Here is a 21,623-nt window from a genome sequence, read left to right as displayed (position 1 = left end):
CGAGGTTCCATCTACCAGCTATCGCGGCTTCATATATGTACCGCAGCGGGAGGCGGGGTTGCGCGGCCACGTCTGGGTTGAGCTCACTGCTGCGGACGCGCCTCTGGTCTGACAACCAGTCAGCACAAGTTTTCACAATTGCCGCGCAATACCTTGCCTCCCGCGAGGCCGCCTTACCTGCGATTTGATTCCGCATCGATTGCCGTGCGCTGCCCCGCCAAAAAGGACCGGTTGCCGCAAGCGCAGCCGGGACAACAAGGGATGGACGGCCGGGTGGCAAGTTCCGGGGAAACGCGTCGCGGCGCGAGCGAGGTGCTGCGCGTCGAAGGACTGACCGTGCAGTATGGCGCGCTCGTCGCCCTGCGCGACGTCAGTTGGTCCGTGCATAACGACGAAATCCTCGGCATCATCGGCCCGAATGGCGCGGGGAAGAGCAGCTGCTTTGCGGCCGTCACCAACGCCGTCACCCATCGCGGCCGCACCTTCCTCGATAGCAGCGACGTCTCGGCGCTCCGGACGTTCGACCTCGCCGGCCGCGGCCTGCGCCGGACCTTTCAGCAGAACTCGTTCTTCGGCGAACTGACCGTCCTGCAGAATGCCGTCTCGGCGATCTTCCGCGATTTCTCGACCAATCTGGCGACATCGCTGTTCGCACCCTGGCGCGAGGCGACCACGCGCCGCGCCGCCGAACTGGCGGCCGCGCAGTTGCTCGACTTCTTCGGGATCGCCCGGCAGTACCACGACCAGCTTCCCGGCGACATTCCCTATGGCGTGCAGCGCCTGCTGTCAGTTGCCCTCGCCTATGGGACCGGCGCAAAGGTGCTGCTACTCGACGAACCCGCGGCGGGCCTCAGCGGCGGCGACATGAAGAAGCTCGCCGACGTTCTGATCGGCCTGCGCAAACGCAACCTCGCCCTCGTCGTCATTGAACATCACATGGACCTGATCATGTCGATCGCCGATCGCATCGTCATGATCGACCAGGGCGCGATGCTGGCGACGGGAACGCCAGCCGAGATCCAACGCGATCCCCGTGTCCGCGAAGCCTATCTGGGGCGCGACGAATGAGCGGCGTGCTCCAGAGCGACAATCTGTCGGTCCGCTATGCCGGCAATGTCGCGGTCTCCGGCGTCAGCATCGGCGTGCCCGCGGGCCGCATGGTCGGTCTCGTCGGCGCCAATGGCGCTGGAAAGACCACGCTGGTCAATGCGCTGGCCGGCTGGTCGCGCGGGCGCGCCGTCGTCACGGGCGGCGTCCAGCTCGAAGGACGCAGCATCGAAAAACTTGCCGCACATGAGCGGGTGGCGCGCGGCCTGACGCTCGTGCCTGAGGGCAAGAACATCTTCGCAGAGCTGACCGTCGACGAGAACCTCGCGCTGGTGCGGCCGCCCGCGGACACCACCGGCCGGCACCTCTTCACCATCCCCGAGGTGTTCGAGTTCTTCCCGCGCCTTGCCGAGCGCCGCACGCACAAGGGTGCGGCGCTCTCTGGCGGCGAACGGCAGATGCTCGCAATCGGGCGCGCCCTCCTCGCCGGCCCGCGCGTGTTGATGCTGGATGAACCGTCCGCCGGCCTTGCGCCCAGGCTGATCACCGACCTGCTCACCCGCATCCGCTTGCTGGTCGATCGTGGCCTACCGGTGCTGCTGGTCGAGCAGAACGTCAAGGCCGCGCTGAAGGTGGTGGACCATCTCTATCTGCTCGAACGCGGCAAGATCGTCGGCGAAGGCCCCGCCCACGTGATGGCGGCCGATCACCGCATCATCGAGGCCTATCTCGGCACCATCGCGGATGGAGCGCCGGCATGAACATCGCGCAGCAGATCATAAATGGCATCGTGCTCGGCTCCGGCTATGCTTGCATTGCGCTGGGCTGGACCATCCTGCTCGGCGTTGCGCGCCTGGTGAATTTTGCCCACGGCCAGCTCTACATGCTCGGCGCCTTCGTCACCTGGTACGCCATCACGAAGCTCGGACTGCCCTACCCGGTCGCCATCCTCGTCGCGATCATCGTGCTCGGAATCATCGGTCTCCTGATGCAAAGCGCGATGATGCGCCTCGTCATGACGCAAAACCTGACCAGCCTGATGATCGTGACGCTGGGCCTCGGCTATGTCCTTCAAGGCGGCAGCGCGCTCATCTTCGGCGGCAATCCGCAGACGTTGCCGGGAACACTGGCACGCGCCAAGGTGGATCTCGGCCCCCTCTGGTTCACCTGGCAGGACGTGCTGGTGCTGGTCGTAACGCTTCTGCTCTATGGCGCGGTCTGGCTATTTACGCAGCGAACGCGGTTCGGCTCTGTCATCCGCGCCGTCGCGGAGGACCCGAAGCTCGCGGAGCTGTTCGGCATCAACGCGAAATTCGTCTATCTCGCCGTCTTCGTGTTCGAATGCTCGGCGGTGGCACTCGGCGCGGCGCTGGTGGCGCCCCGCTCGCCGATCCTGACCAGCATGGGCTTCAACGAGGTCATCATGACCTTTGTAGTGGTCGTGCTCGGTGGCATTGGCTCGATCGGCGGCGCGCTGGCGGCCGGCCTCGGGCTCGGCCTGTTCACCGCCTTCTTCGGCGCCTTCGTCTCGCCGGCCTATACGACGGCGGCGGCCTTTGCGCTGCTGCTCGCACTGCTTGTGCTTCGTCCCGCGGGGCTGGCGACCAAATGACCGCGATCGACAGCCCGCACCCCACCCCATTCCTGCGCTGCGCCGTGATCGCCGCCTTCGTCGTGATCGGCTTCCTCCTGCCGCGTCTGCTCGGCGGCACCCCGGTCGCCTATTCGACGCTGACCACGATCGCGATCTTCGCGGTGATGTGCTACGGCGCAGACATCGTCCTCTCCTATCTCGGCGAGGTCAGCCTCGGCCACACCGTGTTCTGGGCCATCGGGGGCTACGCGGCCGCAAACCTCTCGGTCAAATACGGCCTGAACGGATGGCTCACCGCGGCCTCGACGATCGCGCTGTGCCTTGCCGCAGCCGCCTTCCTTGGCGCCGTCACCTTGCGCACCCGCGAGTTCGTTTTCTCACTCGTCACCTATGCAGCCGCCGTCGTCGCCTACGAGATCGCCTTCAACTGGGACGCCATCGGCGGCTCCGACGGCATCGTCGGCATTCCGCCGCTGAAGCTGCCCATGCTGGTCACCAATTTCTCCGGCGCGATGCAGGAAGACCTCTGGCCGATCGCCTTCGTCCTGCTGCTTCTCACCCTCGCCTTCATCGCCCGCTTCCGTCGCTCGCGGCTTGGCACCACCGCATTGATGGTGCAGATGAACCCGGCGCTGGCCGCGAGCCTCGGCGTCGATCCGCGCCGGATCAGGCTCGCGGTGTTCGTGATCTCCGCGCCGATCACGGGCCTCGCCGGCTGGCTCTACGCCTATCAGCGCGCCTATGTCGGCCCCGACATGTTCGAATCCTACTTCCTCGTCATGATGCTCACGGCCATCGTGCTGGTCGGACGCCGCATCCTGCTCGGCCCCTTGATCGGCACCGCCCTCCTCATCGCACAGCAGAACCTGTTCTCGCTGGGCGGCGACTGGAACAAGATCGTGCTGGGAACGGTGCTGGCGCTGGTTCTGATCTTCTGGCCCGCCGGGCTCGTGGGCCTGTATCGCCGTATCATCAAGAAAACCTAAGACAACATTGGAGGAAGCGCATGCACAAGACGAAACTGGCTCTCGCGCTGCTGCTGGGGCTCGCAACTGCGCCCACGATGGCGCAGGACATCAAGGTCGGCACCATCTTTCCGCTCAGCGGCGGTGCCGGCCCTGACGGCCAGACCGTGACCAATGCGGTCAAGCTCATGGTCCAGCAGATCAACGACAAAGGCGGCCTGCTCGGGCGCAAGCTGACCGTGATCTCCAAGGACGACGAGAGCACGCCCGCTGTCGGCGTCAGTCGCGCCAACGAGATGGTCGCCGAGAAGGCGGACATCGTGATCGAAGGCTGGAATTCACCTGTTACGCTCGCGATGCAGCCGATCCTCGCCCGCGGCAACATTCTCGACTTCACCGCGGTTTCGAAGTCCGACCTGATCCTCAGCGGCGAGACCAACCCCTACGCGATGCGCATCAACAGCTCGAACGGCTTTGATGCCGAGGTCATCGCGAAATACGTCGCACAGACGATGAAGGCGAAGAAGGTCGCGTTCCTCACCCAGAACGACGTCTACGGCAACGGCTTCCAGACCGCCGTCGAGGCCGAGTTCAAGAAGATGAACTTTTCGGGTGAAGTCGTCATGACCGAAAAGTTCGCGTTCAAAGACACCGATTTCCGGGTCCAGCTCACCAATATCAAGGGCGCCAATCCCGACGCCGTCATCGTCACCAGTTCGTCGAATTCCTCGGGCCTTCCCGCGCTCGTCGAGCAGTACCGCCAGGCCGACATCAAATCCACCTTTGTCGGTGCCGTTGGCATCATGCTGAGCACCGTGTACAAGGTCGCAGGCGATGCCAACAACGGCGTGATCTCGGCGGACATCTTCTTCCCCGACCTGCCGCCGTTCACCACCATTCCGGAGAGCGTCGCGTTCGTGGCCGCCTACAAGAAGGCCTATGGCATCGCTCCCGATAAGAGCGCAGCCCTCGGTGCGGCGGCCGTGCAGGTGTGGGCTCAGGCGGTCGAACAGACAAAATCGCTCGATCGCAAGACCGTCGCCGAGGCGATCCGCGGCAAGGCCGTCAAGGGCACCGTGTTCGGCGATGTCCAGTTTCTGCCGAACGGCCAGATGCAGCCTCGCTACGTCGTGTTCAAGGTGGTTGACGGCAAGAACGCCAAGCTTGAGGCGTTGCAGTAGCGGCGACGCTCGATCTCTCCGGGAGCGCCCGCCTCGTCGTCAGGCGGGGCGCTTTCGTTTGCCACGTCCTATTCGCAGGTGACTTGCTGCTCGAACCAGTCGGAGAGGCGCTCCGACACGGACGGCCACATTCGCTGGAAGCTCCCAAACTTGCCGACATTGGCGCGGTACATGGCCCGCAACTCCTGTTCGATCCCCGGCAGGTCGACGCCCGCACAGACCCCATCCCTCGCGATCGTCTTGCCGGCGACGACCACCTCCTTCACCAGCGATGCGTTGCCCCGCGCGAACAGAAGCGCCATGGGATCGACCGGCATGATCCGGTCGCGATCGAGGCGGTCGAGATCGATCACGGCGTAGTCGGCGGGGTTGCCGATGGCGAGCTCTCCGCTCCCGGGCGCGCCGGTTGCGCGGCGCCCGTTGCGGATGGCGAGCGTAAACATCTCGGCGGGCGTCCAGTTCGGCTTGAAGCCGAGGCCGCCATGGACCATCTGCACCAGCCGCATCTCGCGCAGGATGTCGTCGTCCTCATCCAGCGCCAGGCCATCGACGCCCACCGCGATGGCGCAGCCGCATTGGTGTGCGGCGGAAATCGGCGCGAGGCCCGAGCGTAGATGCATGTTCGAACTGAAATTGGTGACGATACGTGCTCCCGAGGCCGCGATCATCTCCAGCTCATCCGGCCTGGCGTGGATGCAGTGCGCGAGCGTCAGCCGCTCCGAGAGGAAACCGATGTCGCGCAGCCAGCGCAGCATGTCCGGAAAATGCTGGTCGGCCCAGGCCCGCTGATACACGGTCTCCAACAGATGCATGTGGATGCGGCGGCCGGTCCGTGCGGAGTTCTCCGCTACCGCCTCCAGCAGCGGCTTCGAGCACCATTGCACGCCGGCAGGCCCGAGCTGAACGTCGACCATCGGGCCGGCGATGGCGGCGGCAATGGCGTTCGTGAGCTCGATGTATGCTCTCGGGGGCATCGGTGCGCGGACGAAGAGATCGTCGATGATCTTGCGGTCGTCGCGCGACAGACCCGAGAGCACCGGCTCGGCATCGCCATAGACGATCGGATTCTGGTCGCGCACGGCCAGCGCAAAGGCGATGCGGATGCCGACGTCGGAGGCGGCTCTTGCGACGGCCTTGGCTTCATCAACCAAGGGCATCGTGCCGCTCGGGCGGGTGTAGTGCACCATCATGGCCGCGCAGCCGGCCTTTGCGGACCGGGCCAGAGCGGAGGCTGCGGTGAGGTACGGATCGACCGGCGTGCCGAGCGCGGTCCGCAGGATCCAGCTTTCCAGGGGCATGCCGACCGCACCGAAGGACGACGCGGTGGCGCGGGCATGGTCATGAGCGTTGACGAAGGCTGGAATGACGAGGGAGCGCGGCCCCGGCGCCGCTCCTTCGGCGATCCCGGTGATGACGCCGCCGTCGTGCCGCAGCACGACGTTGTCGCTGACGCTGCGATCCGGGCCACGGAACAGGCTGGTTGCCGAAACCTCCGTGGCCATGAGCATCTCCCTGGGATCAGTTGGCAGTATAAACCAACTCCCGCTCCGCGCGCGGCGGCAGAAATTCGCGCGAGAACACTTCCGCGGGCGTCGGCGCGCGGGCGAGCTGGTAGCCTTCGACCACGATGCCGATGGCGCGCGTCATGCGGTCGTCCTTGATGTCGCCGATGCCGATCTCCTTCATCTCGGGCGAGACGATCAGCTTTTCGAAGGAGTATTGCAGCCGCCGCTTCTCGACATCCGCGTTGATGAGGTTGTCGTAGTTCACCGCCGCCTTCATCCCGGCATTCTGGTCCTTGGCGATGGCGATCGCACCCTTGTTGATGGCACGCACCAGGCCTGCGACGGCCTTCGGGTTCGAGGCGATCAGCTTGCGCGAGACCATCACGCCGTTGGAGTAGAGATCGAGGCCGTACTCACCGAACGAGAACCATCTGAAGTCCTTGTCCGGGTCCTGGCGGTTGAGCACCAGGTTGAAATAGCTGGTGATGTTGAAGACGAGGGCTGCGTCGATATCGCCCTTGATCAACATCGGCTCCTGCAGGTTCGGCGCCATGTTGGAGATCTTGATCTTCTCGCCGTCGAGTCCGTTCTTGCGTGTGAACACCGGCAGCAGGCGCGTCGTCGGCGTGCCCTGCGCGCCGCCGAGCGTGCGGCCTTCGAAATCCTTGATGGTATTGATGCCGCTGGTCTTCTTGGCGACGATCGCGAACGGCGGCTGGTTCCACATCATGTAGACCATGACGGGGGAATCCTGCGGCTTGGCCGAGGCGTTCTGGATGATGGCGTTGACGTCGCCAAAGCCTGCGTCATAGGCGCCGGACATGATGCGCGTGACGGTGGCGCCGGAGCCCTCGCCCTGGTCGATGACGACGTTGAGGCCTTCTTCTTTGAAATAGCCGTGGTCCTTGGCGTAGAAGAACGCGGCATCGCTGCCCTGCGTCTTCCAACCGAGCGTGAACTTGATCGTGGTATCCTGGGCCAGAGCGGCGCCCGTGGTCAGGGCCAATCCGACGAACGTGGCAGCGACTTTTCTCAACATCGAGATCTCCTCAGCTTCGTTGCGTGATGGTTGTTCGATCGGGTCAGGTGGCGATCACGTCGCTCTTGCGCGTGGCCCAGCCGGTGACGCGGCCCTCGATCAGCGAGAACACGACGTAGAGCGCGACGCCGAGGCCGGCGAGCACGAACAGCCCGGCGAAGACCAGCGGCACGTTGAAATTGGAGGACGCGGTCATCATGACGTTGCCGATGCCGCGGTTGGAGGCGACCGTCTCCGACAGCACCGCGCCGACGAAGGCATAGGAGATCGCAACCTTCAGGGAGGCAAAGAAGAACGGCATGGTGCGGGGCAAGCCCACATTCCAGAGGATGTCGAGCTTGCTCGCGCCGAGCGCCTTCAACACGTCCTCAAGTTCGGGCTCGGTAGTGGCAAGGCCGGTTGCGATGTTGACGACGATCGGGAAGAAGCAGATCGACAGCGCGGTCAGCACCGCCGGCACCGTGCCCGAGCCGAACCACAGCACGAAGATCGGGACGACCGCGACCTTGGGGATCGAGGAGAAGCCGATCAGCAGCGGATAGCAAGTGTCATAGGCGGTCTTGGACACGCCGATGATGGCGCCAAGGGCAACGCCGAGAGCCACACCGAGGACGAATCCGAACATCGTCGTAGCGAGCGTCTGCACGATGTGCGGCCACAGCACCGGAAAGCGCTCCACCAGGGTCACGAACACCTGCGAGGGCCGCGGCAGCACCAGATCGGACATGCCCGTCATCAGGCAGAACAGCTCCCAGGCGACGAAGAACAGCACGATCAATCCCGCCGACCACGCCTTCTGCCTGACATCGATCCCGAACATCAGCCTGCTCCCTGCTGGGTCGCGCTGCGCGCATCCTCGATGAAGGCGCGCAGCTTCTGGTTCAGCGCGACAAAGTCCGGCTCGAAGGTCATGGCGACCGTGCGCGGGCGCGCGAACTCGACGCGGCTGTCGTCGAGGATGCGGCCGGGACGTGCGCTCATCACGCAGATGCGGCTGGCGAGGAAACCAGCTTCGCGCAGATCGTGCGTGACCAGCAGCACCGTCGGCTTGTGACTCATCCAGAGCGTCTGGAGGATCGCCCACAGCTCTTCGCGCGTGAACTGGTCGAGCGCGCCGAACGGCTCGTCCAGCAGCAGCATCCGCGGCTCATGGATCAGCGCGCGGCAGAGATTGGCGCGCTGGAGCATGCCGCCGGAGAGCTGCCAGGGATAGCGGCTGCCGAAGCCCTTGAGGCCGACCTGCTCCAGCAGCGCATTGGCCTTGTCGCGGAACTCGGTCTTGCGCAGCTTGCGGAAATTCGAGCGGAACGGCTCGACGATCTTCAGCGGCAGCATGATGTTCCGCTCGATCGTCATCCAAGGCAGCATGGTCGGATTCTGAAAGGCCATGCCGACCCGCATCGCCCGCGCCGCCACCTCGCGGCCGCCGACGATGACGACGCCGCTGGTCGGCTGCACGAGGCCGCTGACGAGACGCAGAATGGTCGATTTGCCGCATCCTGATGGGCCGACCAGTGCGACAAACTCGCCCTCGGCGATCTTGAGCGTGGTCTTCGACAGCGCGGGCACGGCGCGGTCGCCGCGCCCGAAGGTGACGGAAGCCTCGGACAGCTCGATGGCGGTAGCCGCCCCGGCTTCGAGAACGGGCGGCCCGTCAAACTGGACGTTCGGTTGCATGCGCATCATGGGAAAAGTGCATGCAAGCTGGATGCCAGCGCGCATATCCCTCGAAATCAGCAGCTTGCCCGAGAGATCCAGCCGTTGAGCGGATTCGATTTAGGCAATCCGGACGTCGAACTGCATGCATTTGGAGCGCTGGATTGTGCCAGGATGTGCTAGGGAGAGGTTTCGACCGGTATCGCAAGGATTCGCCGATGGCGGCCCGCCCCAGCAGCAAAGCTTCTGAATCGTCGGACAAGGTTAGCGTGATCTGCCGCGCCCTGCGTCGCGCGATCATCGAGCAGGCGCTGGAGCCCGGCGCAAAGCTGCCGGAGGACGCGCTCGGTGACCGCTTCGGCGTCAGCCGCACCATCGCCCGCCACGCGCTCGGACAGCTCGCCGCCGAAGGCCTGGTCGAGCTCCGCCGCAACCGCATCGCGGTGGTGGCGACCCCGAGCTGGCAGGAGGCGCGCGATGCCTTCGACATCCGGATCCAGCTTGAAGGCCTCGTCGTCCGCCAGCTCGCCGGCAAGCTGAGCAAGAGCCAGATCGCCGAGCTGAATGCCCATGTCGACGCCGAGGACCGCGCGCGCGGCGGCACTGATGCGGCCTCGATCCGGCTCGCCACCGAATTCCACATCCTGCTCGCGCATATGACGAACAGTCCGATCCTGGTGCGCTATGTCAGCGAGGTCGCCTATCGCTGCTGCCTGACCCTGTCGCTCTACAGCCGGCCGCATTCGACCGAATGCGCCGTCAACGAGCACCGTGCCATCATCTCCGCGCTGGCCAGAGGCGACGAGACCAAGGTGATGGAATTGATGCACCATCATCTGGATTCCGTAGCCAATCGTGCGCTGGTGGCTCCCGCCCCGCAGCGCGGCCGCGATCTGCTCGATATCCTCGCGCCCTATGCCGACGAAGCGACGAGCGACCGTGTCGTCAAGCTGCCGAAGGTCGTCCGCAGGCGCTAAGCCTCGATCCCACGCTGGACCAGGATCCGCTCGGCACTGTCATTCCAGACGTCCATCTTCACGATCTGGCCGGCCCGGACCACGAAGCGATCGACATAGCGATTGCCTTCGAACGGCGTGCCGTCCATCCACTCGCCATAGAGCGTGCCGACGCTGTAGACGACGGTCTCTTCCGCCCCCGGGCATACGTCGAAGCGGTCCATCTTCTTCTTGACCCAGCGATAGCGCTTCGCGTTGAAGCCGGTCGGCCCGCGCGGATGATCGAACTCGCGTCCGCCGGTGAACGTGATCACCGCGCCCGGCTTCATATAGGCCGCAGCGGCGTCGGGATCCGGGATCATCGAGGCCGTGAGATAGGCTTCGACGATCTCGGCGTCAGTCAGCGGACGTTCGGCTTTTGCGGGGGTGGACATGGCGAATTCTCCGGGAAGACGACATCCTACAATCTTCGCTCCAGACTGTATGCACATTTTTTGAACAGTTTGATGCCAGAATTGCACACAATCTGGAGCTGCCCGCGCCGGCGGCTTCCGATAGTCTCTCTTGGCTGAGCCTGACTCCATGACCACCCAGACCGCCCTCGACCTGATCTTCCGCAACGCGCTGCTGCGATCATCCGCCGGCCCCGTCGATATCGGCGTGAAGGGCGGTCGCATCGCCGCGATTGAGCCGCGGCTCGTTTGCGATGCGATCGAGGTCGATCTCAGTGACAAGCTCGCCCTGCCCGGCTTCGTCGATACCCATATTCATCTCGACAAGGCCTGTCTGCTCGGCCGCTGCGGGCATGACCACGGCAGCGTCTCGGACGCCATCCGCGCCGTGGCCGCAATGAAGCGGGATTTCACCGTCGAGGATGTCTATGCGCGTGGCGCACGCGTGCTCGAACGTGCGATCGTGCACGGCACGACGCGCATGCGCACCCATGTCGAGATCGATCCGCGCATCGGCTTGCGCGGATTCGAGGCGGTCCGGGCGCTGAAGCGCGATTATGCCTGGGCGATCGATTTGTCGCTCTGCGTCTTCCCGCAGGAAGGCCTGACCAACGACCCCGGCAGCGAAGAGCTGCTGATCCAGGCGCTGCGCGACGGCGGCGAGGTGATCGGCGGTTGCCCCTACATGGACACGGATCCGACCGCCCATCTCGGACGCATCTTCGATCTCGCGCAGGAGTTCGATGTCGACGTCGATCTCCATCTCGACTTCGATCTCGATCCCTCCTGGTGGCATCTCGACGAAGTCTGCCGCCAGACCGAACGGCGCAATTATGGGGGGCGCGTGGCGATCGGCCACGCCACCAAGCTCTCGGCATTGCCACCCGAGCGCATGAAGTCCGCCACCGTTCAGTTGGCAAAAGCGGGCGTTGCCGTCACCGTGCTGCCCGCAACCGATCTCTATCTCATGGGGCGCGAAGCCACCCACAATGCGCCGCGCGGCTTGACGCTCGCCCACAAGCTCACCGGCGACGGCGTGGTGTGCTCGGTCGCCACCAACAACGTGCTCAACCCGTTCACGCCGTTCGGCGACGCCTCGCTGCTGCGCATGGCGAACTTCTACGCCAATGTCGCGCATGCCTCGGTCAGCGATTTCGACACCTGCCTCGATCTCGTCACGGAGCTGCCGGCCCGGCTGATGAATCTCCGCGAATACGGCATCAAGGTCGGCAACCCCGCCGATCTCATCGTGCTCGACACCCAGGACAGCCGCTTCGCCGTCGCGGAACTGCCTGAGGTCGTGATGGGCTTCAAGGCTGGCCGACAGACATTCGAGCGGCCGCGGCCGAATCTGTTCCGTCCGCGGAGCTGACATCGCGCGCCCGCGGCGACGTTTCATCCACCGGCAGGGCCGGCTCGCCGCTTTCAGCGGTAAGATTGTCGGGATATTGCCCGGCCATCGGCCGTTTCCGTCTTATTTTACCGCGATTTAGCCCGGTAGAATCCCGGTCCGTAGCGCCACGCGTTGCAAGACCCGCCGCACCGACCATAACTAGCACTTGCCCTGATCATTGCGTGCGATGGGGACGAGTATGGATATGTTCAGCGCATTCAGCAGCATCGACTATCATTCCATCAAGGCCGGAACGCCCGTCGATACCGCGGTGAGGCGGCTCGACGGCATCGGCCATGTTCTGTCGGATCTCGATATCTCGGGGATTCAGACGCTGGACGACGTCAACCGTACGCTCTGGACACTCGACGCCGCCAACAAATGCGTCCGCGCGGTGCTGGCGGAATTCCGCACGCAGGCGGCCGCGGAGCAACTCGTCCGCAAATCCAGATGTCTGATCGACCTGATCGAACGCGCGCGCGACCAGGTCGTCAGCTTTCAGGTCCGCGGCACGGTCTTGAGCTGATTATCTGATACGGTTGATCCTCGACAGTATCCGGTCCGCCTCGGTGCGCCAGTCGGCGCTGCGGGCGAACTCCTTGGTGCCCCGGGTGCCGAACAGACCTTCATCGGCGAGATCCGCCACCCAGGCCTGCCGCTCGGCCGTGCCTTGCGCGGACCACGGCGTCAGCCCCGCCTCGCGCACGGTCTCAGCAACTTCCCGCACCTCCTCGGCGCGGCGGCGGCCGTGCTCGATCACGCGTTGGAAGCAATAGGCGCCCTGCTTCTCCCAATCGATGCCGGGAAACGTTTCCGCGAGCGAGGCCAGCATGGCATCCTCGACACCATAGGCGCGCGCGGTGGTGAAGCTCTCGATGCTGCGGCACATCTTCACCGCGGAGGAGACGCCGAGCTTGTCGCTGGCAACCTTCGCCGCAAAGCCGATCGCATTCAGAAGCGGCTCCAGCTCTCGCGCGCCGGGGCCGCCGAGCAACAGAGGCACCTTGATGCGATAAGGCGGCACCGAGGTCATCACCGCGCCCTCGACATAGCGGCCGGCAGCGCCATCGATCAGCGCGGCGGCGCGCTGCTTGGCGCCCGGTGAGGCCGAATTGAAATCCAGGAACCAGGTGCCCTGATTGATTGCAGCCGCGCAGGCCTTTGCCACCGGCACGGCCTGGCTTGCCGTGACCGCGGAGATGATGAAATCGGACTTCCCGGTCAACTCGGCATGAGATGCCGCGAGTGTCACATCGAATTTCGCCGCGTGCTCCTTCAGGGGACCACCCTGCTCGCCGCCGAGCTTGATGTCGTAAGCTGAGACCTTGATGTCCTGCTGGCGCAAATCCTCGGCCAGGATCCGGCCGACTTCACCGTAACCGACCAACCCGATCTGCCAGCGCCTGGGATCACCTGCCATCAGTTCAATCCTCGTGTGGTCTCGTCGAAGAGCTCCTCCACCGCGTAGCGGCGCGGGATCAGCGCCTGCTGGAACGCGTAGTCGACGATCAGCTCGAGCGGCTTCCTGTTGGCTTCGACCCCGAACGGAATGAAGTCCGGCGAGACCGCTGGCGCCGCCTGATCCTTGTTCCGCTTGAGCAGATCATAGACGCCGGCGACCACGTCGGGGCGCGATCTTGCAAGCTTCTCGGTCACGACCACGAGATGATTGACCGGCACGACGCCGCGCCGGGCGTACCATTTGGCAGCCTCTGCAGCCGGATCAGGGAAGAGCGGCTTCAGCTTCGGACTATCAGAGGTCTCGCCGAGGACGGCGTCGAGCTCGCCGTCAAGCAGCATCTGCAAAATCTTCTTGCCCTTCGGCGCGCGCTCGGTGGTGTCGACATATTCGGCGACATGCGGATCCTCGAACGTGATCCACCGGATCTTGTCGAGATCGACGCCGTAGTCATTGGCGAGGATGCCCCTGATCCATGCACCCGTGGTGGTCGTGAAGGAGCGGATGCCGACGCGCTTACCCTCGAGGTCGGACGGCCCGAGCGCCCCGTGCGCCGGGTTGTAGAGCGCATAAGCGTGCTGGAAGCGGCCGAGCATGGTCGCCGGCAGCAGCACCAGCGGCTTGCCATGCGCCTTCGCCATCAGATAGGTGACGATTGCCATCTCGCAGACGTCGAAAGCCTGCTCGCGCACCATCGGCTTGAAGGCGGTGTTGGTCGGCGTGTACTCGACGAAGTCGAGGTCGAAAAGGTCGGAGCGAAGCTCGCCGCCCTTCACCGCCTTGACATGGGGATGACTGCCGAGCACGGCCTTCAGCTTGAGACGATCCATCCGCCCGCTCCGCTTGTCTTCAGACATCCTCGGGATTGTCGACGTAGACCAGCCCGGCCTTCGCCAGCGCCTCGCGCATGCCGTACATGTCGAGGCCGAGTTCGCCCGAGGCGAGGCGCGTGCGCTTGCCGCCTTCATCCGCGTTGCGCTTCTTCGCCTTCTCGGCGACCTCGGCCGCATGGCGCTTCGGCACCACGACGACGCCGTCATCATCGGCGACGACGATGTCACCTGGCTCGACGTTGACGCCGGCGCAGACCACGGGGACGTTCACCGACCCGAGCGTGGCCTTCACCGTGCCCTTGGCCGACACCGCGCGCGACCACACCGGAAACTTCATCTCATGCAGCGCTTTGACGTCGCGGCAGCCGGCATCGATGATCAGCCCCTGCACGCCGCACGCCTGCAGCGACGTCGCGAGCAATTCGCCGAACATGCCGTCGGTGTTGTCGGTGGTGCAGCCGACGACGAGGATGTCACCTTCCCTGCACTGCTCCACCGCGACATGGATCATCCAATTGTCGCCGGGCTGCGCCAGCACGGTAACGGCGGGTCCGGCAATCGAGGCGCCCGGCCACACCGGGCGCAGATACGGCTTCATCAGGCCGATGCGGCCATACGCCTCGTGCACGGTGGAGACGCCGTACTCCGCCATGCCGGCGGGATCGGCGCGCCTGATGTTGCGAATGACGACCGGCCTCATGCGAGTTCCTCCGCAACGGTCGGGAACAGGCGCTGATAGGCCTCGCCATAGGTCATGGGCACGCCGGTGTTGCGGCTGCCCTGGATGCCGCGGTTGAGCGCGACGCGTTCGTAATAGCCCCACAAATGCTTCTGTGCAGCGAGGATCTGGAACGCCTCGTATTTCTCCTTCCAGACCTCGTCGATCTTGAGGAGCAGGTCCGGCTTGTAGTTGCACTGCTCGGGCTGGTGCGGTTCGAACAGGAACACCGGCGGCGCCGAATATTTGTACTGCGCGCCGGGCTTGTGACCCATGGCCTGCGCGACCACGCGTGTCTCCTGCGCGAAATGCGCCGCGTTCGGGTGGTCGAAATTATAGGGGTCTTCCAGCGCGTGCGTCAGCACGAAGCTCGGATTGAGCTCGCGGTAGATGTCGACCATGCGGTCGAAATGCGCCTCGGTGAGCTTCAGCGGATAGTCGCCGCAGTCGAAGAACTCGATCTCCGCACCGAGCAGCTTTGCCGCCCGCTCGGCCTCGTCCTTGCGGCCGGCCTTGACCGATTCCAGCGTGGCGCCCTTTTCCTTCCAGGCGAACTGGCTTTCGCCACGCTCGCCGAACGACAGGCAGACGATCTTCATGCGATAGCCCTTCTTCGCATGCAGCGCGATGGCGCCACCGGCGCGCCAGACGAAATCGCCGGGATGGGCGGTGATCACGAGACCTGTCTTCATGGGTTACTCCCTTCGTTCTTGTGTATTGACCGGCGTCCCTGCGGCTCGCGGCAAGGGACGCTGCTACGCTTCAAACCCGAACAAGCGCGCGGGATTGTCGACCAGGATCTTCTGCTGGAACTCCGGCTCCGGCGCGAACAGCGGAATCAAATCGACGAGGTCGCCGTCATTCGGCATCACCTTGACGTTGGGATGCGGCCAATCCGTGCCCCAGATGACGCGATCCGGCGCGGTCTCGACGATCTTGCGCGCGAACGGCACTGCGTCGGTGAACGGCGGCCCGGCGGAGGACACCCGCTCCGCGCCGCAGATCTTGACCCAGCATTTCTCGTCGCGCTGCATCAGCTCGATGAGGATCCTGAATGGAAGCTGGTGGAGTCCTTCGGACGCCTTCACCCGGCCCATGTGGTCGATGGTGTAGCTCAGCGGCAGCTTGGCCAGCATGTCAGCATAGTCGGGCAAGTCGACCGCGTCGAAGTGCAGGTCGATATGCCAGCCGAGCGCCGCGACCATGGCGATGACGCGGTCGAACATGCGCTTATCGGGGACACCGCCGAGATGGCGGACGAAATTGAAGCGGCAGCCGCGGAAGCCGCCCTCGTGCAGCACGCGGAGCCCGCGCTCGGTGATGGTGTCGTCGATATTGGCGACCGCGCGATAGGCGCCATTGCTCTGCGCGATAGCGTCCAGCGCCACCGTGTTGTCGGTGCCATGCACGCTGGCATTCACGATGACGGCCCGCTCGACGCCGAGCTTGGCATGCAGCGTTCGGAAATCCTCCAGCGGCGCGTCTGGCGGCGTGTAGGAGCGGTCTGGTGCGTAAGGGTATTTTGCGCCGGGCCCGAAGATGTGGCAATGCGCGTCACACGCCAGCTTCGGCAGCCTGAATTTCGGCGTGCGCGTGTTTGGGTCGGGCGGCGGAATGGTCGGCGTGTACATCATCGTCATCAGTGAACCGCCGAAGCGAGCCGCTTTGCTCTTAAGACTTGCTGCCGACGACCGGCCGCCGCCGCGCCGGTGCGGCCTGATCTAGCGCCGGCGCCTGGAACGCGGCAACGGTGGCCTGCACCAACTGTTCGATGGCATTGGCGGCGTCGCCGCCATCAGCCTCGCCGCGCGACAGGCGCGAGACGCGCTCCGGCGTCACCAGCGAATAATAGAGCGCGCCGAGCAGAAAGTGACTGCGCCAGACGATGTCGGTGCGCGGGATATGCGGCAAGCTCTCGTGGATCGCATCGATGAAGGCATGGCTGGTGTCGTCAAAGGTCTGCGCGATGATCTTTCGCACGACCTCATTGCCTTCCGCCGACATCACGGCGCGCAGCCGCGTGAAGCGCGCCCCGCCGCCGGCAAGATCGCTGCCCGAGGTGAAGGCCGGCACCACATAGGCGCGCACCACCGCTTCGAGCCGGTCCTGCAGGTCGCGCACGCGCCTTGCGGCTGCGAGCAGCTCGGAGCGGCGCAAATTCATCGGCCCGCAATGGCGCCGATAGATTTCCAGCAGCAGACCGTCCTTGGTCTTGAAATGATAGGTCACGCTGCCGGCATTGGCGCCGGCAGCATGCGCGATGTCGCGCACCGAGACGGCGTTGAATCCGTTGGTGGCGAACAGCTCCTCGGCCGCGGCGAGGATCGCCTCGCGCATGTTCGGCTTGCGGGCCGTTTCCTTGCTGGTGGGCTTGCGTACCATGTGATTGTACTATCGTACAAAAAATCAGGTCTCGTCAACAAGAACTGCTGGCGTCGGAACGGCCGGGACATCGACCGGCAGGCGCGCGAATGCCCTTAAGGAGTGCTGAGAATGCTGGGTTTGAACAGGACAATCGGTTTGATGCTGGGTGCCGGCCTGTTGCTGGCGGGCAGCGCCGCGCAGGCTGCGGAAAATTACCCGAGCAAGCCGGTCCACATTCTGGTCCCCTATGCCGCCGGCGGTGCCGTCGACGTGCTCGCGCGCACGCTGGGCCAGGCACTGGCCAAGACCTGGGGCCAGCAGCCGGTGATCGACAACCGCCCCGGCGCCGGCGGCGTTATCGCCTCGCAGGCGCTGACGCAGGCCGCGCCCGACGGCTACACGCTGATCCTGGTCGCCAGCGGCCATCCGCTCAACCAGTTCATCTATCCGAGCGTACCCTACGACACGTTCAAGGATTTCACCGCCATCACCGAAATCGCCTCCTCCCCGCTGGCGATCGTCGTCGCCAAGGACAGTCCTTATAAGACGCTCGGCGATCTCCTGGCCGCGGCGAAGAAAGAGCCGGACAAGCTCTCCTACGGCATGTCCGGCAACGGCACCTCGGCGCATCTGGCCGGTGAGTTGCTCAAACACATGTCCGGCACCAAGATGGTCGCGATCCCCTACAAGGGTGGCGCACCGGCGCTGACGGCGGTGATCGCCGGCGAGATTCCGCTCAGCATCAACCCGCTTGCAGAAGCGATCGGCCAGCTCGAAGGCGGCCCGGTGCGCGCGCTTGCGGTGACCTCGGCCGAGCGCTCCAAGGCGCTGCCGAATGTGCCGACCGTCGCGGAAGCGGGTGTGCCCGGCTATGACGTCTCGGTGTGGTGGGGTGTGCTTGGCCCGGCGAAAATGCCACCGGAGATCGTGGCGAAGCTCGAAACCGATTTGAAGGCGGCGCTGCAAGACTCAAACGTGCTGTCGACGCTCGGCAAGATCGGCGCAACGCCGCTCGGCTCTTCGTCCAAGGATTTCGACGCCTTTATGCGCGCCGAAGCGACGAAGTGGGAGCCCGTGCTGAAGGCAGCCAACATTCGCGCGCAGTGAGGCTCCGTGGCGCGCAAAGACCGGCGCTCAACTAGCGAGCCCGGCCCGCGCTGTTCAATGTGCGCTCGCCCGCATTTTCTCAGGCGGGGCGGACCGCCGCGGGAGATCGGCAGCATCATCTCCCGACGGGATCAGGATCGCCCGCTCACGCGGCAGTGCCTCCGGCATCTCGTCTCGGATGAAGGCGATCAGCTTCTCCCGCATCTCGCAGCGCAGGTCCCAGGATTGCGGCGCATTGCGCGCGCTGACCAGCGCGCGCAATTCGATGGTGCGCGAATCCGCGTCGATCACCTGGAGATTGACCACTTCCCCGTCCCACAGCTTCGACTCCTTCACGGCGCCTTCCAGCCAGCGGCGGATGCGAGCCACGTCAGCACGGTAATCGACGTGGAGCGCGATGACACCGATCAGGGAGGCGGTATCGCGGGTCCAGTTCTGGAATGGCTTCTCGATGAAGTAGGACAGCGGCACCACCATGCGGCGCCAGTCCCAGAGCCGGATCACGACATAGGTCGCAGCGATGTCCTCGATCCACCCCCACTCGTTCTCGATGATCACGGCATCCTCGATGCGGATCGGCTGGGTAATCGCGATTTGCAAGCCCGCGATCAGGTTGCTGAGCAGCGGCCGTGCGGCGAGGCCGACGATGATACCGGCGGCGCCGGCCGAGGCGAACAGGCTGACTCCATATTGCTTGACCGAGTCGAACGTCATCAGCGCGGTGGACACCGTGATGATGACGATGATGGTGTCGGTGACGCGCTTGAACACACGGACCTGTGTGACGTGCTTGCGCGCCACGAAATTCTCGGTGACGTCGCGAAAGTTCTGGAGATAGCGCGCCGCGCTCATGTCGACGATCCGGATCGATATCCAGCCGATCAGCGCGATGAATGCGACCACGAAAAGGCTCGTCAGCGGCGTGCGAAATGCGTCACTTAGCGGCGCGAGCGGCAGCACCAGGGCGACGGCAGCGAGGCAGAGCGCGAGTTGGGCCGGACCGGCGGTCCTGTCGATGAACACGCTTAAGAGTGGGAGACGCGTTCCGAAGGCGCGATTGAGCAGCCAGGCGGCGAAGCGGTAAAAGGCAAGGGCCAGCAGGATCGCACCGGCAACCAGGCTGAGGCCGACGAACCAAGATGGTATCCAGCCGAACATCCCGTCGATTTCGGCTATGACGGCCTGCCAAGTCATTGCTGTCCCCATCAGTGCATTCGGGTAGTCCGCTCAACGTCTGCCGGGTCAGCTTGGCTCCCCCGTCCAGTGCAATGCAGCATTCCCCTGATGCAACCGTTGCGAAATGCGCTAGTTTACCGTGCTCATGACTCGACGTACCGGCAGCGCCGATCTTCCACTCCACACCGGCCGGGTTCCACCCTGGCTTGCGAGCCGCATGGCCTCGCTCGGTGCGATCGTCACGCAGGCGATTGTTCATCATTATGGCCGCGACGCGTTTCTGCAGCGCCTGTCACATCCTTTCTGGTTCCAATCGTTCGGCGCCGTGATGGGAATGGACTGGCACTCATCGGGGATCACCACCTCCGTGATTGGCGCGTTGAAGCGTGGCCTCGGGCCGCTCCAGGACGAGCTCGGCATCTATGTCTGCGGCGGGCGCGGCCAGCATTCGCGCAAGACGCCGGACGAGCTGTTGCAGCTCGGCGACCGCGTCGGTTTCGACGGCGCAAGATTGACCCGCGCTAGCCGGCTGGTGGCGAAGGTGGACAGCGCCGCGGTGCAGGACGGTTTTGATCTCTACCTGCATGGCTTCATTGTCACGGCCGACGGCAAGTGGACGGTGGTGCAGCAGGGCATGAACGGCGACAAGCGGCAGGCCCGCCGCTATCACTGGCATTCCGAGGCGCTGAAGAGCTTCGTCGATGCTCCGCACAGCGCGATCGACGGCCCGCAGCAAGGCGAGATCGTCAACCTCACCGACCATCGCGCCGACGTCTCGCGTTCCGCGCAGCTCGAGCTGTTGAGTGATCTTGGCCCCGATCGCATCGTCTCGGAGTTCGAACGGCTCACCGGAACCGAGCCGGCACAAGCCATGCTCCCGCACCTGATCATGCCCGCCCATCACGACGTGCGGCCCAAGGACGTGTTCGCGCGGCGCCTGCACGGCACGCTGGCTGCCGCGGCCGAGCGCGGCCCTGTCGATTTCCCGGACCTGCTGCTAACGCCAGGCGTCGGCGCGCGCACCGTGCGTTCACTGGCGATGGTCGCCGAGGTCGTCCACGGCGCGCCGTATCGGTTCAAGGACCCCGCGCGCTTCTCGCTGGCCCATGGCGGGAAGGACCGGCATCCCTACCCCGTTCCGATCAAGGTCTATGACGAGACCATTCGCGTGCTCAAGGGCGCGATCCAGAACGCAAAGCTCGGGCGCGACGAAGAGATGCAGGCGATCAAGCGGCTCGACGATCAGGCACGACGGCTGGAGCGGACTGCACGAGGGCCGTCGGTCCAGGCCTACATCGCCGGCGAGCGTGCCGCCTCGCCCGATCTCGACGGCCGCTCCGTGTTCGGCTGGGAACACGATCTTGCGGCCACAAAAAAGCGGACCGGCTGAACACCGGTCCGCAGTCGGTCGGGAGGAACGCTTTCTCAGGTCTCGTCAGTCTGCGGCTTGTCGTCGAGCCGGTTCGCTGCGTGGTCCTGATATTGTTCCGTCTGGATGGACTTGCCGTCCATGCCGCGGATGTCCGAATGCTGTTTCTTATCGCGGTTGGACAGGACCACGTTGTCTCCGATCATGTCCTTCGGCACGTCGGTCATTGCGCCTGTGCCGTCGCCCTTGCCATGCATGCCCGATCTGAAGTGCGTCTTGCTCCCATGCCCACCTGGCATCGGTTTCTCCTCTCTTGCGATGATCTCTCTTAGTGCTTCTGTTGCGCCGGCGTCGGTTTCGGCGGCTTGTGGCCGTGCTGGCCGGGATCGTTGTGCTTGTTGTGATCGCTCTCTTGATTGAGGCCGCCGCGGCTCACCGGGAATTCGCTCTGCCGGGCCTCGGGGCGGCCGCGATGGACGGCGGCTTCGCCGGGATTGCGACCGATGGCCTGCTCGAGCTCGCGCGCGTCCGGAACATCAGGCTTACGCTCGAGGATGCGAACCTGCTGCTCGTGTGTCTTCTTGCCTTGCATTCGGATCTCCAATCGTCACCTGCCACCGCCCTTGCCCGCCTCATCGTGCGCATGGTGGGAATCGTGCTCGCCTCCGCCGCCGGAGACGCGGCTGTGGCTGCGCTGCGGATTGTCGGCCGGCGGCTTCTTCACCTCCAGCGGCGCCTTCGCATTCTCATGCGAAGCACCGGGCCCGCCCTGACGAATGCTGTTGGGTGTCTTTGTGGATGTCGACATC

Annotated in this window: 25 protein-coding genes; 10 read left to right on the top strand and 15 right to left on the bottom strand. The window is 64.7% G+C overall.

Annotated elements, in window-relative coordinates; all coding sequences use genetic code 11:
• Window positions 1-273 precede the first annotated feature (273 nt).
• The 5 genes from BCCGELA001_RS16115 to BCCGELA001_RS16095 are packed head-to-tail and all read left to right on the top strand — an operon-like array spanning window position 274 to window position 4,787.
• Window positions 274-1,068: an ABC transporter ATP-binding protein gene (locus tag BCCGELA001_RS16115; RefSeq protein WP_236840874.1), complete on the top strand. Its 795-nt coding sequence runs from the start codon at window positions 274-276 to the stop codon at window positions 1,066-1,068.
• On the top strand, window positions 1,065-1,808 hold the full coding sequence (locus BCCGELA001_RS16110; RefSeq protein WP_060735773.1) for an ABC transporter ATP-binding protein: 744 nt from the start codon (window positions 1,065-1,067) through the stop codon (window positions 1,806-1,808). The genes BCCGELA001_RS16115 and BCCGELA001_RS16110 overlap by 4 nt, the downstream gene beginning before the upstream one ends.
• Window positions 1,805-2,659 carry a branched-chain amino acid ABC transporter permease gene (locus BCCGELA001_RS16105; RefSeq protein WP_008552563.1) on the top strand — a complete coding sequence of 285 codons (855 nt, stop codon included), beginning with the start codon at window positions 1,805-1,807 and terminating at the stop codon, window positions 2,657-2,659. The genes BCCGELA001_RS16110 and BCCGELA001_RS16105 overlap by 4 nt, the downstream gene beginning before the upstream one ends.
• Window positions 2,656-3,627 (top strand): branched-chain amino acid ABC transporter permease, encoded by a 972-nt coding sequence (locus tag BCCGELA001_RS16100; RefSeq protein WP_060735772.1) that lies wholly within the window; start codon window positions 2,656-2,658, stop codon window positions 3,625-3,627. Before BCCGELA001_RS16105 ends, BCCGELA001_RS16100 begins: the two co-directional genes overlap by 4 nt.
• A gap of 20 nt (window positions 3,628-3,647) precedes the next feature.
• Window positions 3,648-4,787: an ABC transporter substrate-binding protein gene (locus tag BCCGELA001_RS16095; RefSeq protein ID WP_008552575.1), complete on the top strand. Its 1,140-nt coding sequence runs from the start codon at window positions 3,648-3,650 to the stop codon at window positions 4,785-4,787.
• 68 nt (window positions 4,788-4,855) lie between these two features.
• Here the strand turns inward: BCCGELA001_RS16095 and BCCGELA001_RS16090 are convergent, their stop codons facing one another.
• Genes BCCGELA001_RS16090 through BCCGELA001_RS16075 form a run of 4 tightly spaced genes read right to left on the bottom strand, consistent with a single transcriptional unit; the run spans window position 4,856 to window position 9,014 of the window.
• Window positions 4,856-6,289 carry an amidohydrolase family protein gene (locus tag BCCGELA001_RS16090; RefSeq protein ID WP_060737681.1) on the bottom strand — a complete coding sequence of 478 codons (1,434 nt, stop codon included), beginning with the start codon at window positions 6,287-6,289 and terminating at the stop codon, window positions 4,856-4,858.
• A 16-nt stretch (window positions 6,290-6,305) separates the two neighbouring features.
• A complete protein-coding gene (locus tag BCCGELA001_RS16085) occupies window positions 6,306-7,331 on the bottom strand; it encodes an ABC transporter substrate-binding protein (protein WP_060735771.1) in 1,026 nt (341 codons plus the stop codon).
• 43 nt (window positions 7,332-7,374) lie between these two features.
• Window positions 7,375-8,151 carry an ABC transporter permease gene (locus BCCGELA001_RS16080; RefSeq protein WP_008552589.1) on the bottom strand — a complete coding sequence of 259 codons (777 nt, stop codon included), beginning with the start codon at window positions 8,149-8,151 and terminating at the stop codon, window positions 7,375-7,377.
• On the bottom strand, window positions 8,151-9,014 hold the full coding sequence (locus tag BCCGELA001_RS16075; RefSeq protein ID WP_083543511.1) for an ABC transporter ATP-binding protein: 864 nt from the start codon (window positions 9,012-9,014) through the stop codon (window positions 8,151-8,153). The genes BCCGELA001_RS16080 and BCCGELA001_RS16075 overlap by 1 nt, the downstream gene beginning before the upstream one ends.
• Before the next feature lie 191 nt (window positions 9,015-9,205).
• On the opposite strand from BCCGELA001_RS16075, the gene BCCGELA001_RS16070 reads away from it, so the two are divergent.
• A complete protein-coding gene (locus BCCGELA001_RS16070) occupies window positions 9,206-9,964 on the top strand; it encodes a GntR family transcriptional regulator (RefSeq protein WP_008552593.1) in 759 nt (252 codons plus the stop codon).
• Here BCCGELA001_RS16070 and BCCGELA001_RS16065 read toward each other — a convergent pair.
• Entirely contained in the window at window positions 9,961-10,377 is a 417-nt protein-coding gene (locus BCCGELA001_RS16065) for a hypothetical protein (protein WP_008552595.1), read from the bottom strand. The genes BCCGELA001_RS16070 and BCCGELA001_RS16065 overlap by 4 nt on opposite strands.
• A 148-nt stretch (window positions 10,378-10,525) precedes the next feature.
• Between BCCGELA001_RS16065 and BCCGELA001_RS16060 the strand changes: the two genes are divergently transcribed.
• Window positions 10,526-11,767: an amidohydrolase family protein gene (locus BCCGELA001_RS16060; RefSeq protein ID WP_008552598.1), complete on the top strand. Its 1,242-nt coding sequence runs from the start codon at window positions 10,526-10,528 to the stop codon at window positions 11,765-11,767.
• A 226-nt stretch (window positions 11,768-11,993) separates the two neighbouring features.
• On the top strand, window positions 11,994-12,314 hold the full coding sequence (locus BCCGELA001_RS16055) for a hypothetical protein (protein WP_060737679.1): 321 nt from the start codon (window positions 11,994-11,996) through the stop codon (window positions 12,312-12,314).
• Here the strand turns inward: BCCGELA001_RS16055 and BCCGELA001_RS16050 are convergent, their stop codons facing one another.
• The 6 genes from BCCGELA001_RS16050 to BCCGELA001_RS16025 all read right to left on the bottom strand — a co-directional run bounded on the left by BCCGELA001_RS16050 (window position 12,315) and on the right by BCCGELA001_RS16025 (window position 17,180).
• Complete coding sequence (locus BCCGELA001_RS16050) at window positions 12,315-13,208, bottom strand: DUF1932 domain-containing protein (protein WP_008552600.1); 894 nt, start codon at window positions 13,206-13,208, stop codon at window positions 12,315-12,317.
• Complete coding sequence (locus BCCGELA001_RS16045) at window positions 13,208-14,077, bottom strand: hypothetical protein (RefSeq protein ID WP_008552601.1); 870 nt, start codon at window positions 14,075-14,077, stop codon at window positions 13,208-13,210. The genes BCCGELA001_RS16050 and BCCGELA001_RS16045 overlap by 1 nt, the downstream gene beginning before the upstream one ends.
• Before the next feature lie 19 nt (window positions 14,078-14,096).
• The gene (locus BCCGELA001_RS16040; RefSeq protein WP_008552602.1) at window positions 14,097-14,780 is read right to left on the bottom strand and encodes a 4-carboxy-4-hydroxy-2-oxoadipate aldolase/oxaloacetate decarboxylase; all 684 of its coding nucleotides are present in this window, start codon (window positions 14,778-14,780) and stop codon (window positions 14,097-14,099) included.
• On the bottom strand, window positions 14,777-15,490 hold the full coding sequence (locus BCCGELA001_RS16035) for a PIG-L deacetylase family protein (protein WP_008552603.1): 714 nt from the start codon (window positions 15,488-15,490) through the stop codon (window positions 14,777-14,779). Before BCCGELA001_RS16035 ends, BCCGELA001_RS16040 begins: the two co-directional genes overlap by 4 nt.
• Window positions 15,491-15,553: 63 nt before the next feature.
• Window positions 15,554-16,438 (bottom strand): amidohydrolase family protein, encoded by an 885-nt coding sequence (locus BCCGELA001_RS16030; protein WP_060735770.1) that lies wholly within the window; start codon window positions 16,436-16,438, stop codon window positions 15,554-15,556.
• A gap of 31 nt (window positions 16,439-16,469) precedes the next feature.
• The gene (locus tag BCCGELA001_RS16025; protein WP_060735769.1) at window positions 16,470-17,180 is read right to left on the bottom strand and encodes a TetR/AcrR family transcriptional regulator; all 711 of its coding nucleotides are present in this window, start codon (window positions 17,178-17,180) and stop codon (window positions 16,470-16,472) included.
• Between the two features lie 111 nt (window positions 17,181-17,291).
• Between BCCGELA001_RS16025 and BCCGELA001_RS16020 the strand changes: the two genes are divergently transcribed.
• Window positions 17,292-18,269 carry a tripartite tricarboxylate transporter substrate binding protein gene (locus BCCGELA001_RS16020; RefSeq protein ID WP_060735768.1) on the top strand — a complete coding sequence of 326 codons (978 nt, stop codon included), beginning with the start codon at window positions 17,292-17,294 and terminating at the stop codon, window positions 18,267-18,269.
• A gap of 54 nt (window positions 18,270-18,323) precedes the next feature.
• Here the strand turns inward: BCCGELA001_RS16020 and BCCGELA001_RS16015 are convergent, their stop codons facing one another.
• Window positions 18,324-19,463 carry a mechanosensitive ion channel family protein gene (locus BCCGELA001_RS16015; protein ID WP_008552617.1) on the bottom strand — a complete coding sequence of 380 codons (1,140 nt, stop codon included), beginning with the start codon at window positions 19,461-19,463 and terminating at the stop codon, window positions 18,324-18,326.
• A gap of 127 nt (window positions 19,464-19,590) precedes the next feature.
• On the opposite strand from BCCGELA001_RS16015, the gene BCCGELA001_RS16010 reads away from it, so the two are divergent.
• Window positions 19,591-20,835, top strand: coding sequence for a DUF763 domain-containing protein (locus BCCGELA001_RS16010; RefSeq protein WP_060735767.1), 1,245 nt, complete (start codon window positions 19,591-19,593; stop codon window positions 20,833-20,835).
• 35 nt (window positions 20,836-20,870) lie between these two features.
• On the opposite strand, the gene BCCGELA001_RS16005 is transcribed toward BCCGELA001_RS16010, so the two are convergent.
• From BCCGELA001_RS16005 to BCCGELA001_RS15995, 3 genes are read right to left on the bottom strand one after another with little or no spacing between them, the layout of a single operon-like run.
• Window positions 20,871-21,113, bottom strand: a complete 243-nt coding sequence (locus BCCGELA001_RS16005) for a hypothetical protein (RefSeq protein WP_060735766.1) — start codon at window positions 21,111-21,113, stop codon at window positions 20,871-20,873.
• A 29-nt stretch (window positions 21,114-21,142) separates the two neighbouring features.
• Complete coding sequence (locus tag BCCGELA001_RS16000) at window positions 21,143-21,406, bottom strand: hypothetical protein (protein WP_060735765.1); 264 nt, start codon at window positions 21,404-21,406, stop codon at window positions 21,143-21,145.
• Window positions 21,407-21,421: 15 nt separating this feature from the next.
• The gene (locus tag BCCGELA001_RS15995) at window positions 21,422-21,622 is read right to left on the bottom strand and encodes a hypothetical protein (protein ID WP_060735764.1); all 201 of its coding nucleotides are present in this window, start codon (window positions 21,620-21,622) and stop codon (window positions 21,422-21,424) included.
• Between the last annotated feature and the right edge of the window lies 1 nt (window position 21,623).

It is taken from the genome of Bradyrhizobium sp. CCGE-LA001 (assembly GCF_000296215.2).
Classification (GTDB): Bacteria; Pseudomonadota; Alphaproteobacteria; order Rhizobiales; family Xanthobacteraceae; genus Bradyrhizobium.
This window is presented reverse-complemented; position numbering and strand designations above follow the sequence as displayed.

Coding starts and splice junctions, on each gene's coding strand:
- BCCGELA001_RS16110 (WP_060735773.1), top strand. CDS start 1,065: ATGAGCGGCGTGCTCCAGAGCGACAATCTGTCGGTCCGCTATGCCGGC.
- BCCGELA001_RS16105 (WP_008552563.1), top strand. CDS start 1,805: ATGAACATCGCGCAGCAGATCATAAATGGCATCGTGCTCGGCTCCGGC.
- BCCGELA001_RS16100 (WP_060735772.1), top strand. CDS start 2,656: ATGACCGCGATCGACAGCCCGCACCCCACCCCATTCCTGCGCTGCGCC.
- BCCGELA001_RS16095 (WP_008552575.1), top strand. CDS start 3,648: ATGCACAAGACGAAACTGGCTCTCGCGCTGCTGCTGGGGCTCGCAACT.
- BCCGELA001_RS16090 (WP_060737681.1), bottom strand. CDS start 6,289: ATGGCCACGGAGGTTTCGGCAACCAGCCTGTTCCGTGGCCCGGATCGC.
- BCCGELA001_RS16085 (WP_060735771.1), bottom strand. CDS start 7,331: ATGTTGAGAAAAGTCGCTGCCACGTTCGTCGGATTGGCCCTGACCACG.
- BCCGELA001_RS16080 (WP_008552589.1), bottom strand. CDS start 8,151: ATGTTCGGGATCGATGTCAGGCAGAAGGCGTGGTCGGCGGGATTGATC.
- BCCGELA001_RS16075 (WP_083543511.1), bottom strand. CDS start 9,014: ATGCGCATGCAACCGAACGTCCAGTTTGACGGGCCGCCCGTTCTCGAA.
- BCCGELA001_RS16070 (WP_008552593.1), top strand. CDS start 9,206: ATGGCGGCCCGCCCCAGCAGCAAAGCTTCTGAATCGTCGGACAAGGTT.
- BCCGELA001_RS16065 (WP_008552595.1), bottom strand. CDS start 10,377: ATGTCCACCCCCGCAAAAGCCGAACGTCCGCTGACTGACGCCGAGATC.
- BCCGELA001_RS16060 (WP_008552598.1), top strand. CDS start 10,526: ATGACCACCCAGACCGCCCTCGACCTGATCTTCCGCAACGCGCTGCTG.
- BCCGELA001_RS16055 (WP_060737679.1), top strand. CDS start 11,994: ATGTTCAGCGCATTCAGCAGCATCGACTATCATTCCATCAAGGCCGGA.
- BCCGELA001_RS16050 (WP_008552600.1), bottom strand. CDS start 13,208: ATGGCAGGTGATCCCAGGCGCTGGCAGATCGGGTTGGTCGGTTACGGT.
- BCCGELA001_RS16045 (WP_008552601.1), bottom strand. CDS start 14,077: ATGGATCGTCTCAAGCTGAAGGCCGTGCTCGGCAGTCATCCCCATGTC.
- BCCGELA001_RS16040 (WP_008552602.1), bottom strand. CDS start 14,780: ATGAGGCCGGTCGTCATTCGCAACATCAGGCGCGCCGATCCCGCCGGC.
- BCCGELA001_RS16035 (WP_008552603.1), bottom strand. CDS start 15,490: ATGAAGACAGGTCTCGTGATCACCGCCCATCCCGGCGATTTCGTCTGG.
- BCCGELA001_RS16030 (WP_060735770.1), bottom strand. CDS start 16,438: ATGACGATGATGTACACGCCGACCATTCCGCCGCCCGACCCAAACACG.
- BCCGELA001_RS16025 (WP_060735769.1), bottom strand. CDS start 17,180: ATGGTACGCAAGCCCACCAGCAAGGAAACGGCCCGCAAGCCGAACATG.
- BCCGELA001_RS16020 (WP_060735768.1), top strand. CDS start 17,292: ATGCTGGGTTTGAACAGGACAATCGGTTTGATGCTGGGTGCCGGCCTG.
- BCCGELA001_RS16015 (WP_008552617.1), bottom strand. CDS start 19,463: ATGACTTGGCAGGCCGTCATAGCCGAAATCGACGGGATGTTCGGCTGG.
- BCCGELA001_RS16010 (WP_060735767.1), top strand. CDS start 19,591: ATGACTCGACGTACCGGCAGCGCCGATCTTCCACTCCACACCGGCCGG.
- BCCGELA001_RS16005 (WP_060735766.1), bottom strand. CDS start 21,113: ATGCCAGGTGGGCATGGGAGCAAGACGCACTTCAGATCGGGCATGCAT.
- BCCGELA001_RS16000 (WP_060735765.1), bottom strand. CDS start 21,406: ATGCAAGGCAAGAAGACACACGAGCAGCAGGTTCGCATCCTCGAGCGT.
- BCCGELA001_RS15995 (WP_060735764.1), bottom strand. CDS start 21,622: ATGTCGACATCCACAAAGACACCCAACAGCATTCGTCAGGGCGGGCCC.